The following is a 13,529-nucleotide window of genomic DNA, read 5'->3' on the forward strand; positions in this document are numbered from 1 at the left end:
AATAAACACGGCGCAGGGCCGCAAGCAATAAGAGTATGTGGCTTGACGAAGGCCGACCAACAAAGCGCCCCCGCCGAAATCAATTTAACTCACGATTAGCCACTATACACCTTCTATGTATTGCCCTCTTGCGCTTTATTTTTCGGGCGTGTAACACGATACACCGTAAAGGTGGCAATCAGCAGCAATAGTACCCACACGCTAAAACCCAGCCAGCGCCAAAAACTCCACGTGCTGCTATCGGGCTCGGCCACTTGAATATCTACCACATTGGGAAACCACGACATCATGTCAAAACGCCAGCCGTAGGAAGTCACTAAGGCGGGTTTCTTTTCAAATTCCAGCGTTTTGGCCTTGGCCTGTAAATCCGCCGAATTAAACTTAAAGTAATACGGCCAGCCCCAGCCGGTATCAATATTTTTAAACACCCGAATAATATCCGTCGCGTGATTGGTGTAAATGTAATACACATCCACCGTCGGCCCATCGCTTGGATTGGCCTTGCTAATCGGCCCATCTTTATCAGTTAATTTCACCTCAACCCCGGTAATGGTGGTGATGGTTTTTTCGGGTAAATAACAATCCAAAGCCACGGTGCCCACCAGCGCAATCAATGCCAACAGAATCAGGAGTACTTTTCTAAGTTTCAGCATTCATCACTTCCCTTAAATTGAAGATGGTATACATTTTATACCGTTATAAAATATGTAAATCACGCTCACTCGATCAATCATCCCTTGATTCAGCACGGAAGATCGCTAAATTTAGCGAGCGAAATGCTGCCGTAAATTGCACTTGGAATTCTCAGAAAATTCAGTGTAACGTATTCCCAAGTAAGTTGAGTGTCAATCAATCCTTGCACTTTTCCTAGTAATTCAAGCCCTTACCAATACCCCCATCCCCGTTTTGGTGATAATCACAGCGCAGTATGCTGAGTAACGGCTGCTATAATCTAGCGATTAAATTCTTTTAATTGGATAGTCCAATGTCAAACGCTTGCCCACAATGCACTTTGGAAAACACTTATCCAGATGGCGATAACTATGTTTGTGCTGACTGTGGCTTTGAATGGCCGATGGTCGCAGAAGTAGAAGAAAGCGATGTGCGCATCGTTAAAGATGCCAATGGCAATGTGCTACAAGACGGCGATTCTGTCGTGGTGGTGAAAGACTTAAAAGTCAAAGGCACTTCTAGCACGTTAAAAGTCGGCACTAAAATCAAAGGGATCCGCATTGTTGACGGTGACCATGAAGTCGATTGCAAAACCGATTTGGGCAGCATGATGCTCAAAGCCTGTTTTTTGAAGAAAGCCTGAGGCTAGGTGCCTGCAGGGCGGCCTATCAATCGTCAGCAGACCCTCGCAGCGATGACTGCACCATAAAAAATGCCCGCAATCGATGCGGGCATTTTTGTAGCTGCTAATTACTCTAATTACTTAATGGCAGTTATTTTTTTGATACTGCATGGCCACCAAAGGCATTGCGCATCATCGACAATAATTTCATTGCGTAATCGTCATTACCACGTGAAGCAAAACGTGCGTACAAGGCGCTCGACATTACTGGTGCAGGAATGCCCAATTCAACCGATTCCAGTACTGACCAACGGCCTTCACCTGAGTCAGGAACAAAGGCGTTTAAATCAGCCAATTCAGTGTCTTGCTGTAAAGTATCAGCGATTAAATCTAGCAACCATGAGCGAACCACAGAGCTATGACGCCAGGTTTCAGAAATCGCTGCCACATCCAAATCGAATTCTTCTTTGGCTTTGAGCATCGCAAAGCCTTCAGCAAACGCTTGCATCATGCCGTATTCGATACCGTTGTGTAGCATCTTGGTGTAGTGGCCTGAGCCTGCTGGACCAGTGTGTGTCCAACCGCGATCAGCGCCCGGCGCCAAGATTTTCATAAATGGTTCGGCCATCGCAGCTGCGTCTTTTTCGCCACCAAACATCAAGCAGTAGCCGTTTTGCAGCCCCCAAACACCACCTGAAACACCTGCATCAACAAATTTAATATTCATTGCGGCCAATTCAGCACCGTGGCGTTGGCTGTCTTTATACATGGCATTAGCACCGTCGATGATCAAATCACCCGGAGCGAGCAAGGTTTTCATTTCGTCGAATGCGGCCTCAGAGATCGCGCCGGATGGCAACATCAGCCAGACCACGCGTGGCGTTGGCAATGCGGCAATCAATTCAGGTACGCTGGCAAATGCTTTGAAGTTAGCTTCTTCTTGCGCCAGTTGGCTACGGGTGTCAGCACTGACGTCAAAGCCAAAGACCGTCGCTCCGCCTCGAGAGAGTCGACGTGCCATATTGCCGCCCATTTTACCTAAACCGATCATTGCGATATTCATGCTATTTCCTTTGTATTGATTGCCCCGCCGAATACTTAAATTCGAAGCGTAAATCATGCAGTTTTATCGGGATATTCTCTACCACCGAAGCACTAGGCATGCTTTTTTTTGATTTGTATTAAAGTTTCATGAGAGCGTAACGCCTAAGCTAGGCGCAAATTCTCACGTTGGGTTACGCTATTATGCCTTCTTTAGCACCACATTTGCCGCAATTAATTTGCCCTGCTGGTAGTTTACCAGCCCTAAAAGCAGCAGTTCAGTCTGGTGCTGATGCGGTTTATCTTGGTTTTAAGAATGCGACCAATGCCCGCAATTTCGCTGGGCTTAATTTTACCGACTCACAGCTTAAATCGGGTGTTGAATATGCACAATCCCAAGGTCGGGAAGTACTCATTGCCATTAACACGTACCCGCAAGCGGGTCGAACCGCTGAATGGCATGCTTCAATCGACGCCGCAGCCGACTTAGGCGCCAATGCGGTGATCTTGGCCGACTTGGGTTTACTTGAGTACGCCACCCGCCGCCACCCCCAGTTACGCCGCCATTTATCAGTGCAAGGTTCCGCCACCAATTTTGAAGCGGTGAACCTCGCATATGAACATTTTGGCATTAGCCGCGCCGTTCTGCCACGGGTTTTGACTTTGCCACAAATCGAATACGTCATTAAAAACACCCCCGTCGAAATCGAAGTGTTTGGTTTTGGTAGCTTGTGCGTAATGGCCGAAGGCCGCTGTATTTTATCGAGCTATGCAACCGGCGAATCGCCAAATACCCATGGTGTGTGTTCACCTGCAAGCCATGTGCAATGGCTACCTAAGGGCGATACCCTTGATACCCGCTTAAATGGCATTTTGATCGACCATTTTGAAAAAGACGAACCTGCCGGTTATCCAACTCTGTGTAAAGGCCGCTTTGAAGTCGGCGACGCTAGCTATTACGCGATGGAAGAGCCAACTAGCCTTAATGCATTGTCGGTATTGCCCGAGCTGATCCGCATGGGCGTGAAAGCCATTAAAGTCGAAGGCCGACAACGCAGCCCGGCTTATGTCAGCGAAGTGACCAAAACACTCCGTGCGGCGATTGATGCAGCGAGCGATCCACGCTATTCGGTCAAACCCGCGTGGCAACAGGCACTCAGTAAAGTATCGGAAGGGCATCAACAAACGCTTGGGGCGTATAGCCGACCTTGGCGCTAAGACGCACCTAATTTACAAAAGCCACGCCGCCAGCGCGGCTTTTCAGTTTTAAATTCATCGAGGAAGATCCATGCAACTCACTCTTGGCCCGCTGCTTTACTATTGGTCACGCCAAGCCACACTCGATTTTTATGCCGCTGCTGCCGATTGGGATGTGAGCACGATTTATCTGGGTGAAGTGGTTTGCGCTCGCCGCCATGAATTACGCACTAGCGATTGGTTGGCGCTCGGCCAGCAATTATGCCAAGCCGGCAAAACCGTCGTTTACAGCTCGCAAGCTTTGCTCGAATCGGGTTCGGATTTATCGTCATTACGCCGTTTTGCCAAAGAAGGCGGCTTACTCGAAGCCAATGATTTGGGCGCAGTAAAAATCGCGCGCGATTTAGCGATTCCATATATTGCTGGCCCGCATCTGAATATTTACAACGGCGCCACGCTCGACTGGCATCAAGCCGCAGGCGCCATTCGCTGGCTACCCTCGCTCGAAGCGAGTCGCGCAGCGATTGTGGCGACATTGGCAGAAGCCAAATTACCGATTGAAACCGAAATCTTTGCCCATGGCCGCTTGCCACTGGCTTTTTCTGCGCGCTGCTTTACCGCCAGGCATTACGATTTAAGCAAAGATGCCTGTGAATTTAAGTGTATCGAGCACGCCGATGGCCAGTTGCTCAAAACACGCGAAGGGCAAGACTTCTTGCGTCTAAACGGTATTCAAACGCAATCGGCAGCTTGCCATGCCTTAATTTATGATTTGGCCAGCGTCACCAACTTGGGTGCCAGCCATTTACGCATTAGTCCACAAGCAGAGTTTACCGATGAAATTGTTGCCGCCTACGCCGCAGCGCTCGCTCAGCCGACATCGGCGACGCAATTTGATTGGCAACGTATTAATCCCGAAGGTCTGGTCAATGGCTATTGGCATGGCCAAGCAGGCATTTGCATGAAGGAAACCGTATGAACATCCCAGCGCCGTTGATTAAATTACTGGCCGTACTCCCCGAAACACCGCCCACCGCCGTTACGGTGACGCTGCTCAATTTGGTTCGCAAACAATTGTGGCCCGAAGAAGATTTTGCGTGGTGGGAAGGCCGGCAAGTACGGATGGCGGTTAGCGATTTAAACTGGGGTATTACGCTAAGCTACCAGAATGGCCGCTTTGTATGTGGCGATACCCCTGCAGATGTCACATTAACCGCCAGCTTGGCTGATTATTGGTTAATTGCGCGGCGACAAGAAGATCCAGACACCTTGTTTTTTCAGCGCCGCCTGAGCATCACTGGTGATACCGAGTTGGGCCTAACGCTAAAAAACTTAATGGATGCGACCGATTTCTCGCCGCTATTTGCGCGCTTGCCGAGCAGCGTGCGGATGAGATTAAACGTTTAAACCGTCTGTTGCCGTTGAGTTCTCGCCAAAGTTGGCGGCGAGCAAACCCAACGTCAACCCAGCCTAATCGCCAATGGCGGTCGATTAGGCTTGAAATTGCGCGATATTTTTTTGTAAATCAGCGACTAAGTCGAGCAGCTGATCGGTTTCAAGACTGATTTGATTGACCGCATTGCTCGCAGTATCGATTTTATGATTAATTTCTTGCATCGCATTGGCGGTGTCTTGAATTGAAAGCGTTTCTTTTTGTGCCGCGCTGGCAATACCCATCGACAAGACTTTCATTTCTGCAGTGTTTTGCACAATCGCATTTTGCCCTTCCATCGCACTGGCCACATCAATCGCGCCTTGATTCACACCCTCGCTCACCTCATGCATGGCTTTGGCCGCTTCACTGGTGGCTTGACCGATATGCTGCGTCATTTTGGCAATATCGGCAGTCGATGCAGTCGTGCGCTCAGCCAGTTTGCGGACTTCATCGGCCACCACGGCAAACCCGCGCCCGGTATCCCCGGCTCGAGCGGCTTCAATGGCGGCATTTAAGGCCAATAGATTGGTTTGATCGGCAATGTCTTTAATCACGGTGGCCATACTATCAATCGCAGCAGCAGCTGAACCTAACTCTTGAATCATGCTCGACGATTGCCGTGTAACCACCATTAAATTGGCCGTTGCATGGTGTGATCGCGACATACTGGCGTGCGCTTCGTTGGCGGTTGCGGTGGTGGTGGTCGCCCGCTCGGTGGTCAAATCGACGCTATGCAACACACTCTCAACCGATTCGGCCAATTGATCGGTAATCATTTTAATTTGATGCGCGTCTTGGCTAGCTTGATTGGCCAATTGGCTGGTATTGGCACAGTGTCCTTTTAGCTGATTCGATACGCGAGCCACTTCTGCTGCGGCACGCTGAATTAAATTCACTGTTTGCGCTTGATTTTGAATTAATTGATTCACTGCCCTGGCCATTTCACCCAGTTCATTGCTGCCTAAATCAGGTAAGCGCCGACGCAAATCACCGTTGAGATTGGTCAAAAAGGTTTGCACCATGAAAATCGGTTGAGTAATTGCGCGGCTCACCAGCCAAATACCCATCAGCAAAAAGCCGGTCGCAATAAGCAGTGAAGTCCATACCCAAACCTGAGCCTGTTTAATAATCGCGGCTTGCTCATCATTGGCCTGATGAATATTGTTTTCAATCAGTGAGCTAAATTTCTCCATGCTGCCTTCTAGCCGGCCAAACACTTGAAAGAAATTTTGATAGGTAGCAGTGGCATCGCCATCGTGTTTTTCAAACTTATCCGCAGTAACTTGCGCCATTTTTACGAATTCGCTTAGATCGGGCTTTAAGGCGTTTAACGCGTCTCTTTCACTTTGCGGCAATTGCATTTGATCATTTTCAGCCACTAAACGTGTGAAATTGTCTAAATGCTCTTTTAAACCCGCTTTCACCGCGTTAACTTCTTCCGGATCTGGATTGGCCACCGCAAACAGTCGATTCATATCCAAAACATCGGCCCGAATCCCGTCGTGCATCATATCGGCCTCGGTTTGATTTCTGAGCAAAGTCGTTCCTTTACTCACCGCCTCAATACTTTGCACCAGATGGCTATTATTCAGATAAGCAATTGCACCAACAAACAGCATACCTGCCAGGGCGAATAGTCCCAAAATCGTGATTTGCGTGCGGATTTTCAGTTGATTCATCTTGCAACCCCTTGAATCTAATCAATATGAACACTCACCCAATGATTGGTTTGAATTGGTTTATATCGACGTGTTTGCACCCTTTTTAGACCGCCTACAACGGCATTGCAACGAGTTTCTGACGCTAGTCACTATAAAAATTTACTTAAAGCTTATAGATGCACCATCAATACACATGAATTAGACAAAATAAATGGCCTTCTTTCGCAAGAAGGCCATCGGATTAATGCAACAGCACTATGTTAGTTGTTATACGCTTTTTCACCATGGCTAGACACATCCAAGCCTTCACGTTCTTCATCTTCTTTCACGCGCAGACCAATGGTCATATCAACCAATTTATACGCGATAAACGCCACAGTGCCAGACCATGCAATCGTCACTAAAACACCAATCGCTTGGATTTTAACTTGATCAATAATGCTATACGAAGTCGCTACGCCATTGCTCACGTAATCCCACACGCCAGTGCCACCCAGATCAGGGCTGGCAAATACGCCAGTCAAAATCGCGCCAACAATGCCGCAAACACCATGCACGCCAAACACATCTAAAGAGTCATCCGCACCCAATAAACGTTTCAAGCCGTGCACACCCCATAAACCAGCGACACCCGCAATCACGCCCATCACCAAACCACCACCGACCCCGACAAAACCCGCCGCAGGGGTAATCACCACTAAACCTGCTACCGCCCCCGATGCCGCGCCCAATAACGACGGTTTACCTTTCCACATCCACTCAATCAGCAACCAAGTCATTGCTGCCGCCGCAGGAGCGACCCAAGTGTTTACAAAGGCCAAAGCCGCAGTACCGTTGGCTTCGAGCGCCGAGCCAGCATTAAAACCAAACCAGCCAAACCAGAGTAATGAAGCACCAATCATCGTCATCGTTAAACTATGTGGCGTCATTGGATCACGGCCATAACCAATCCGTTTGCCGACAAAATACGAACCAATCAAACCAGCAACTGCGGCATTAATATGCACCACCGTACCACCGGCAAAATCTAAAGCGCCATCTTGGAATAAAAATCCAGCGGTCGCTGCTGCTGCGGTCGCTGCCGCCGCATCGGTATACGCATCAGGACCGGCCCAGTACCAAACCATATGCGCGATTGGCAAATAAGAAAACGTAAACCACAGCACGCAAAAAACCAATAATGCCGAAAACTTAATCCGTTCGGCAAACGAACCAACAATCAAACCGCAAGTAATCGCCGCAAAAGCACCTTGAAACGCAATATAAATCAGCTCAGAAATACCAATGCCTTTATTAAAAGTGGCGGCAATTGAATCTGGCGTCACCCCATTAAGCAGTATTTTTGACGTAGAGCCAAAAAAGGCATTGCCCTCGGTGAACGCCAAGCTATAGCCATAAATCACCCACAGCACGCTGATCAAGCTAAAGATACTAAATACTTGCATCAGCACCGACAGCATATTTTTGCTGCGCACCAAGCCACCATAAAACAGCGCCAAGCCTGGAATCGACATCAAAATCACTAAGGCCGTAGCCACAAACAACCAACTGTTATCGCCTTTATTCACCGTCATCACCGGCGCGGCAATCGCGGCAGCGGTGGTTTGAACGCTCACAGCCACGTCGACCACCGCCTCCATTGTTGCAGAGGCGGTACTGGCCGTGATCGCGTCAGCGGCAAAACTGGGGGCCGCCACCCACATGGCGGAAAACAAAGCTAAAGATGCGAGTATTTTTTTCATTTTCATGCGCTCCAGATCAAATCTATCGTGATGTATCGCTAGCGAATTATGATTTTTTGTTGATATCGATGGCGATCAGCTCAATTTAAATTGCGGCGTCACCTGTTTCACTGGTACGAATTCGCACCACGTGCATCAAGTCAAAGACAAAAATTTTGCCATCGCCGATTTTTCCGGTGTGAGCGGCCTTTTCAATCGCCTCGATTGTTTGCTCGAGCAATTCGTCGGCAATCGCGATTTCTACTTTGACCTTAGGTAAAAAATCGACCACATATTCAGCACCGCGATATAACTCGGTATGTCCTTTTTGGCGACCGAAACCTTTTACCTCAGTCACAGTCAAACCCTGAACACCGATTGCTGAAAGGCCTTCACGAACTTCATCAAGCTTAAAAGGCTTGATAATTGCGCTTACAAATTTCATGGTGTAACTCCTTATACAAACGGTCAGATTGATGAGGGAATTGTTAGCATGAAGCGTGCCAGCCCAGTTCAGCGCTGTTTATCATTGATTTAAATTCGTCAGGCCCCAAGTTAGCACTGTTGCAGCGCAATATTTAAATCAAACGTGCTACGCGCTGCTCCGTCTTGGTGCATGTAAATCAAACTGTTGTGAATTTGAATCTGCTAAACTGGATTCAACCATTGCCAATAACTGGAGAAAGTCATGTTAAAAGACAAATTTTTCGATGAAATCAGCAATAAAATCTCGGAAGCCATCGCCGCTAGCCCAGCGAAAGATATTGAAAAAAACGTGCGCGCCATGATGGGTTCGGCATTTAACAAAATGGATTTAGTTACGCGTGAAGAGTTTGAAATCCAACAAGAAGTACTCGCCCGCACGCGCGAAACGCTGACCCAAATGGAAGCACGCGTTGCAGATCTTGAAATGCGGCTGCAAACCAACAACCCGCAAGACGGCATATAAAACTGACACGCCTGTAATATATGCAACAAATCAATAAGAAACCGAGCCATGTGCTCGGTTTTTTTGTACCATGAAAAAAACAACGACAAAAAGAGATCGTCATGTCTGCCGCCGATACCCGACTCAATCCAGAACCTTGTGCCTCTAGTTTCTATTTAAGCTACGCCAGCATTCTCGATCTCGACCGTTTAGCTCCCTTATTTAATGCCTATCGTCAGTTTCATGGTTGCCCAGATAATGAGACAGAAGCACGCGCTTTTTTGGCTGAACGACTAGCGACTGGGGATTCCAAAATTTATTTAGCGCGCAATAGTGCCGGCGAAACCCTCGCCTTTGCGCAAGTCTTTGCCTGCTTTTCATCGATTGCTTTGTGTCGTAGCTGGGTGCTCAATGATTTGTATGTGCAACCAGCTTATCGCGGTCAGCACGTGGGCGAAGCCTTATTAGCTCAAGTTGAAAAAGAAGCGCAAGCGGCCGGAATCGGCATGCTGATGATGGAAACAGGCCCCGAAAACGTGCGTGCCCACCGCATTTATCAAAAAATGGGCTACGCCCGCGAAATGGGTTATTTGCATTTTGTTCGTCGACTTAACGAATAACGATCAAGCATGGGCGCTGTTAGCGCAAGGTGCGGCATGCTACACGTCAAAAATACTGAGCAAAGTCATTGCTCAATCAGATAGACATTTAATTTTAATCTTCGGCAGGCAAAATACTCAGATTGCTAATTATCCATCTTAGGTTTTGCGCGTGGCTCAAGAAGTGCTGAATTTTATTGATCAAGAAATTGCCGCCGGATGCGGTTTGCTAGAAGCCATGCAAGCGGCTGAGCGAGAATTCAATTTGAGTTCGCAACAGGTGTATCGCCTGCTACCTTATTTTGATCGCCGCATGTATTAATATACATAGGTATGTGTATGGGGGCGAAGCGGGCCGATAAGCCGGGTCCTGTCCAGATGTTGCCATCCGTGACCATCATTCCTCTAGGCGCACCATTACTGATGCGCTCAAGCAACCTACCCGTAGACTCAGCGAGCAGCTTCAACGCCTACTGCTTGGTCTTGCTCCGAATGGGGTTTACCCTGCCAGCGACTGTTACCAGCGCCGCGGTGCGCTCTTACCGACCCCTTTACGGGGCTCCTCTGACGAGGACACCTTTTCACCCTTACCGATGACTCAATCCCAATCGCTTCAATCGATTGTTCAACTTGGGCCACTGGCGGTTCAGCTCTCTGTTGCACTTTCCGTCGGCTCACGCCGCCTGGTCGTTAACCAGCATTCTGCTCTATGGAGCCCGGACTTTCCTCCCCCGCCAGCATTACACTGGCAGCAGCGATGGTCTGTCCCGCTTCGCGGTGGCGATTATCACCGCTATACCGACTCAGGGCAAGTAAAGATCACCCAAGCCGCCTAAGCGGCGTTGTTCGCCTTAACGCCATTCCACCAATGAAACGCCAATGGCTGCGCCACTATTGTGAAAATTATAGTTTTGCAATGAATCACCCCAGCCATTAAAGGCCTGCACATAACCATGCAATTTACCGGTAATCGGGAAGGCCCATTCCAGCTGAATATTCGATCGATTTGGCGTAGCGCCGCCAAATTTCAAATTATTACGCCACGTGAGTGAAAACACATGGTTCTGCCACGGATAAACCACCACCGTTTCGACTCGCCCGACGTAATCGCTAATATCTGGATTATTGTCGGTACTGGCCGGCTCAGGCACGCGCCACCATGGTTTAATCAGCACCGATACATCGCCCGAAGTCAGGCCAAAACTGGCATATAAGCGATTCCACGAGCGCGATAGTGGATTGGTTTGACCATTGGATTGATGCATTGCGCCCAAATTAATCATGCGTAATTTGAGCCATTCTGGCCCAGCTTGTACCGGGAAAGTCGCCCACAATTCGGGCTGATAATCGGTTTCTCTAAACGGTGAAGAATTCTGGCTATCGTAAGCCTGCCAGTAACTTTGCTGAGTGTATGCGCCCCATAGATCAACGTTAGAGCCAAAAGCGTCTTGCACCAATTTGGTTTTGAAAGAGAGCTGAAACTTGGTTTCTACCTTGCCATAATCTTGATCGCCACGATGCGAGCAATTGAGTGGATTCGGTGAGCAAGGATCGTTATTAACTTTTTTACGCCAAGACACCGGCAAGATATACACCGGCTGGTATGGCTTAATATTAAAAACGCCGTCTTTGTCTTGCGCTGCTAACTCCCAGCGCTGAGAAAACGTTTCTGCCGTGGCCGCTGCCTGATCGGATGTCGTGATCGTTGCCGTTGCCGGAACCGGAACGACCGTGGCAGCAATCGGCTCAACTACGCTGGGCTGCTGCGACGGCTGTTTTGCCAATTGGTCATAACAAGCAAGACGATTTTGATTGTCTGCAATCTGTTGGCAAGCCGCCAAATCAGTCGCTTGCGCCGAGGTCGCTGCCAGTAAGGCCGCCAAACCTAAGATTGCTTTCATCTTTTCACCTTAAAGCCCTCAGCAAACAAGGGTGTGTTGATTGTGCAAAAATCATAACATCGAGCGCTTTGCAACGCGCAGCTACGCTGCAAAGCGTTCAGATTTCGCCACAAACTCAAACCAATTATTCGGCCACCCCTGCCGAATCATGCGTTTTAATCGGTAAACCCGTGGCTTGCGACAAAGCCTCTGCGAGCGCCTGCGCTTTGGCGATATTGCTGGCCGTGGCTGAAAAATTAGCAAAGGCAAACCGCTCGCCTTCGCCCTCTGCGCCCGAGAGAATCACCCACACCGTGTCTTTACGAAATAAATTAGGGTCTTGCTCGAAATGAATTTCGCTAAAAGCACTTAAGGGCGTCGTTTTTTTCCACAGCACCAGCAGGCCAAATAGGCAAAAACGGCGTTCAAGCTGCCCGTTTTCAAAGCGCTGCTCGCTAGGCAGCGCCCAAAACAGCACAATCCCAGCCAAAATCGAGTAATAAAACAGGCCAAAAAAGTGATTTTCAAACTGTGTTGACTCAATCAATGGCAGCCCCCAAACACCCGCGGCACACAATGCCGCGCCGGTGATCCACCACGCAGGCGCGCTCACGCCACGCTGAACAACAGTTGCGTTGCCCATTACACCAGCTTCCATTGCACCAACTCACCGGCGCGCAATGGCACGACAACGCTATCGGCAAAAGCGTATTCAGTCGGCACCACCCAGCTTTCTTTACGCAAGGTCACGGTTTCAGTGCTGACTGGCAAGCCATAAAAAGCGGGGCCATTCTGGCTGGCAAACGCTTCCAAACGATCGAGCTTACCGGCTAAATCAAACACTTCGGCATACAGTGGCAACGCCGCGTGCGCGGTATACATGCCGGCACAACCACAAGCGGTTTCTTTCGCGCCTTTGGCATGCGGTGCGCTGTCGGTACCCAAAAAGAATTTATGGTTGTCATCGGCCGTTACCGCTTTAACCAAGGCTTGGCGATGAATTTCACGCTTTAAAATCGGCAAGCAATACAGATGTGGGCGAATGCCACCAACCAGCATGGCGTTTCGATTCATCAATAAATGATGCGCCGTCACGGTTGCGGCTACGTTGTCTGGCGCGCTCGCCACAAAGTCAGCAGCGTCTTTGGTGGTGATGTGCTCAAAAACGACTTTGAGATTCGGGAATTTGGCCAATAGCGGCTGCATAATCCGATCGATAAACACTGCTTCACGATCAAAAATATCGATTTCACTATCGACCACTTCGCCATGCACCAAAAACGGTAGGCCCAGTTCGGCCATTTTTTCAATCGCCGGCAACACCTTATTCACGTCGGTACAACCGGCATCCGAATTGGTTGTCGCGCCAGCCGGGTAGAGCTTAACGCCATGCACAAAGCCGCTGGCTTTAGCGGCGACAATATCGTCTGCCGTGGTGTTATCGGTTAAATATAAAGTCATCAAAGGCTGAAAAGATTGCCCTGCTGGCACCGCAGCCAAAATGCGCTGGCGATACTCGCCAGCCAAAGCCACATTAGTCACCGGCGGCTTTAAGTTGGGCATCACAATAGCGCGGCCAAATTCACGCACGGTATGCGGCAAAACGCTCGCCAAACCCGCGCCATCACGCAGGTGTAAATGCCAATCATCAGGACGAGCGATAGTAATGGTTTGCGTCATATTTTTTCCTTTTAATAGTCAATGTCAGCCACCGCAGGATTGATCCAATCCAGCGGCAGCGAGCGATACGGCAAGGTATTTGCAGGCCACCCT

General features: G+C 49.1%; 15 protein-coding genes and 1 other RNA gene. 7 read left to right on the plus strand and 9 right to left on the minus strand.

Annotated features, from left to right (window positions below):
- Positions 1-113 precede the first annotated feature (113 nt).
- The gene (locus K4H25_RS00955; RefSeq protein ID WP_221021623.1) at positions 114-653 is read right to left on the minus strand and encodes a DUF1523 family protein; all 540 of its coding nucleotides are present in this window, start codon (positions 651-653) and stop codon (positions 114-116) included.
- Between the two features lie 332 nt (positions 654-985).
- Here K4H25_RS00955 and K4H25_RS00960 point away from each other — a divergent pair, with 332 nt between their 5' ends.
- Complete coding sequence (locus K4H25_RS00960) at positions 986-1,315, plus strand: zinc ribbon domain-containing protein YjdM (RefSeq protein WP_173532647.1); 330 nt, start codon at positions 986-988, stop codon at positions 1,313-1,315.
- 130 nt (positions 1,316-1,445) lie between these two features.
- On the opposite strand, the gene gnd is transcribed toward K4H25_RS00960, so the two are convergent.
- Complete coding sequence (gnd, locus tag K4H25_RS00965; RefSeq protein WP_221021624.1) at positions 1,446-2,357, minus strand: phosphogluconate dehydrogenase (NAD(+)-dependent, decarboxylating); 912 nt, start codon at positions 2,355-2,357, stop codon at positions 1,446-1,448.
- A 182-nt stretch (positions 2,358-2,539) separates the two neighbouring features.
- Between gnd and ubiU the strand changes: the two genes are divergently transcribed.
- The 3 genes from ubiU to ubiT all read left to right on the plus strand — a co-directional run bounded on the left by ubiU (position 2,540) and on the right by ubiT (position 4,939).
- Positions 2,540-3,553 carry a ubiquinone anaerobic biosynthesis protein UbiU gene (gene ubiU, locus K4H25_RS00970; protein ID WP_173532649.1) on the plus strand — a complete coding sequence of 338 codons (1,014 nt, stop codon included), beginning with the start codon at positions 2,540-2,542 and terminating at the stop codon, positions 3,551-3,553.
- A 70-nt stretch (positions 3,554-3,623) separates the two neighbouring features.
- Positions 3,624-4,511: a U32 family peptidase gene (locus K4H25_RS00975; protein ID WP_221021625.1), complete on the plus strand. Its 888-nt coding sequence runs from the start codon at positions 3,624-3,626 to the stop codon at positions 4,509-4,511.
- Positions 4,508-4,939, plus strand: coding sequence for a ubiquinone anaerobic biosynthesis accessory factor UbiT (gene ubiT / locus K4H25_RS00980; protein ID WP_221021626.1), 432 nt, complete (start codon positions 4,508-4,510; stop codon positions 4,937-4,939). Before K4H25_RS00975 ends, ubiT begins: the two co-directional genes overlap by 4 nt.
- Positions 4,940-5,023: 84 nt before the next feature.
- On the opposite strand, the gene K4H25_RS00985 is transcribed toward ubiT, so the two are convergent.
- The 3 genes from K4H25_RS00985 to glnK form a co-directional block, all read right to left on the minus strand.
- Positions 5,024-6,646, minus strand: coding sequence for a methyl-accepting chemotaxis protein (locus tag K4H25_RS00985; protein ID WP_221021627.1), 1,623 nt, complete (start codon positions 6,644-6,646; stop codon positions 5,024-5,026).
- Between the two features lie 242 nt (positions 6,647-6,888).
- The gene (gene amt, locus K4H25_RS00990) at positions 6,889-8,370 is read right to left on the minus strand and encodes an ammonium transporter (protein WP_221021628.1); all 1,482 of its coding nucleotides are present in this window, start codon (positions 8,368-8,370) and stop codon (positions 6,889-6,891) included.
- Positions 8,371-8,455: 85 nt separating this feature from the next.
- On the minus strand, positions 8,456-8,794 hold the full coding sequence (gene glnK, locus K4H25_RS00995) for a P-II family nitrogen regulator (RefSeq protein ID WP_221021629.1): 339 nt from the start codon (positions 8,792-8,794) through the stop codon (positions 8,456-8,458).
- A 243-nt stretch (positions 8,795-9,037) separates the two neighbouring features.
- Here glnK and K4H25_RS01000 point away from each other — a divergent pair, with 243 nt between their 5' ends.
- The 3 genes from K4H25_RS01000 (at position 9,038) to K4H25_RS01010 (ending at position 10,198) form a co-directional block, all read left to right on the plus strand.
- Positions 9,038-9,298 (plus strand): accessory factor UbiK family protein, encoded by a 261-nt coding sequence (locus K4H25_RS01000; protein ID WP_173532655.1) that lies wholly within the window; start codon positions 9,038-9,040, stop codon positions 9,296-9,298.
- Between the two features lie 101 nt (positions 9,299-9,399).
- Positions 9,400-9,897, plus strand: coding sequence for a GNAT family N-acetyltransferase (locus K4H25_RS01005; protein WP_221021630.1), 498 nt, complete (start codon positions 9,400-9,402; stop codon positions 9,895-9,897).
- Between the two features lie 151 nt (positions 9,898-10,048).
- Entirely contained in the window at positions 10,049-10,198 is a 150-nt protein-coding gene (locus K4H25_RS01010) for a hypothetical protein (protein ID WP_221021631.1), read from the plus strand.
- Between the two features lie 21 nt (positions 10,199-10,219).
- On the opposite strand, the gene rnpB is transcribed toward K4H25_RS01010, so the two are convergent.
- The 4 genes from rnpB to pyrC form a co-directional block, all read right to left on the minus strand.
- Positions 10,220-10,650, minus strand: an RNA gene (rnpB, locus tag K4H25_RS01015) — RNase P RNA component class A.
- Positions 10,651-10,727: 77 nt separating this feature from the next.
- Positions 10,728-11,777: a phospholipase A gene (locus K4H25_RS01020; protein WP_221021632.1), complete on the minus strand. Its 1,050-nt coding sequence runs from the start codon at positions 11,775-11,777 to the stop codon at positions 10,728-10,730.
- A gap of 124 nt (positions 11,778-11,901) precedes the next feature.
- Positions 11,902-12,399 (minus strand): hypothetical protein, encoded by a 498-nt coding sequence (locus K4H25_RS01025; protein ID WP_221021633.1) that lies wholly within the window; start codon positions 12,397-12,399, stop codon positions 11,902-11,904.
- Entirely contained in the window at positions 12,399-13,436 is a 1,038-nt protein-coding gene (pyrC, locus tag K4H25_RS01030) for a dihydroorotase (RefSeq protein ID WP_221021634.1), read from the minus strand. Before pyrC ends, K4H25_RS01025 begins: the two co-directional genes overlap by 1 nt.
- Positions 13,437-13,529 lie beyond the last annotated feature (93 nt).

The organism is Deefgea piscis (assembly GCF_019665785.1).
Taxonomy (GTDB): domain Bacteria; phylum Pseudomonadota; class Gammaproteobacteria; order Burkholderiales; family Chitinibacteraceae; genus Deefgea.

What these genes read in the sequence shown, in the direction of transcription:
- K4H25_RS00955 (WP_221021623.1), bottom strand. Translation starts at nt 653, where the DNA reads ATGCTGAAACTTAGAAAAGTACTCCTGATTCTGTTGGCATTGATTGCG.
- K4H25_RS00960 (WP_173532647.1), top strand. Translation starts at nt 986, where the DNA reads ATGTCAAACGCTTGCCCACAATGCACTTTGGAAAACACTTATCCAGAT.
- gnd (WP_221021624.1), bottom strand. Translation starts at nt 2,357, where the DNA reads ATGAATATCGCAATGATCGGTTTAGGTAAAATGGGCGGCAATATGGCA.
- ubiU (WP_173532649.1), top strand. Translation starts at nt 2,540, where the DNA reads ATGCCTTCTTTAGCACCACATTTGCCGCAATTAATTTGCCCTGCTGGT.
- K4H25_RS00975 (WP_221021625.1), top strand. Translation starts at nt 3,624, where the DNA reads ATGCAACTCACTCTTGGCCCGCTGCTTTACTATTGGTCACGCCAAGCC.
- ubiT (WP_221021626.1), top strand. Translation starts at nt 4,508, where the DNA reads ATGAACATCCCAGCGCCGTTGATTAAATTACTGGCCGTACTCCCCGAA.
- K4H25_RS00985 (WP_221021627.1), bottom strand. Translation starts at nt 6,646, where the DNA reads ATGAATCAACTGAAAATCCGCACGCAAATCACGATTTTGGGACTATTC.
- amt (WP_221021628.1), bottom strand. Translation starts at nt 8,370, where the DNA reads ATGAAAAAAATACTCGCATCTTTAGCTTTGTTTTCCGCCATGTGGGTG.
- glnK (WP_221021629.1), bottom strand. Translation starts at nt 8,794, where the DNA reads ATGAAATTTGTAAGCGCAATTATCAAGCCTTTTAAGCTTGATGAAGTT.
- K4H25_RS01000 (WP_173532655.1), top strand. Translation starts at nt 9,038, where the DNA reads ATGTTAAAAGACAAATTTTTCGATGAAATCAGCAATAAAATCTCGGAA.
- K4H25_RS01005 (WP_221021630.1), top strand. Translation starts at nt 9,400, where the DNA reads ATGTCTGCCGCCGATACCCGACTCAATCCAGAACCTTGTGCCTCTAGT.
- K4H25_RS01020 (WP_221021632.1), bottom strand. Translation starts at nt 11,777, where the DNA reads ATGAAAGCAATCTTAGGTTTGGCGGCCTTACTGGCAGCGACCTCGGCG.
- K4H25_RS01025 (WP_221021633.1), bottom strand. Translation starts at nt 12,399, where the DNA reads ATGGGCAACGCAACTGTTGTTCAGCGTGGCGTGAGCGCGCCTGCGTGG.
- pyrC (WP_221021634.1), bottom strand. Translation starts at nt 13,436, where the DNA reads ATGACGCAAACCATTACTATCGCTCGTCCTGATGATTGGCATTTACAC.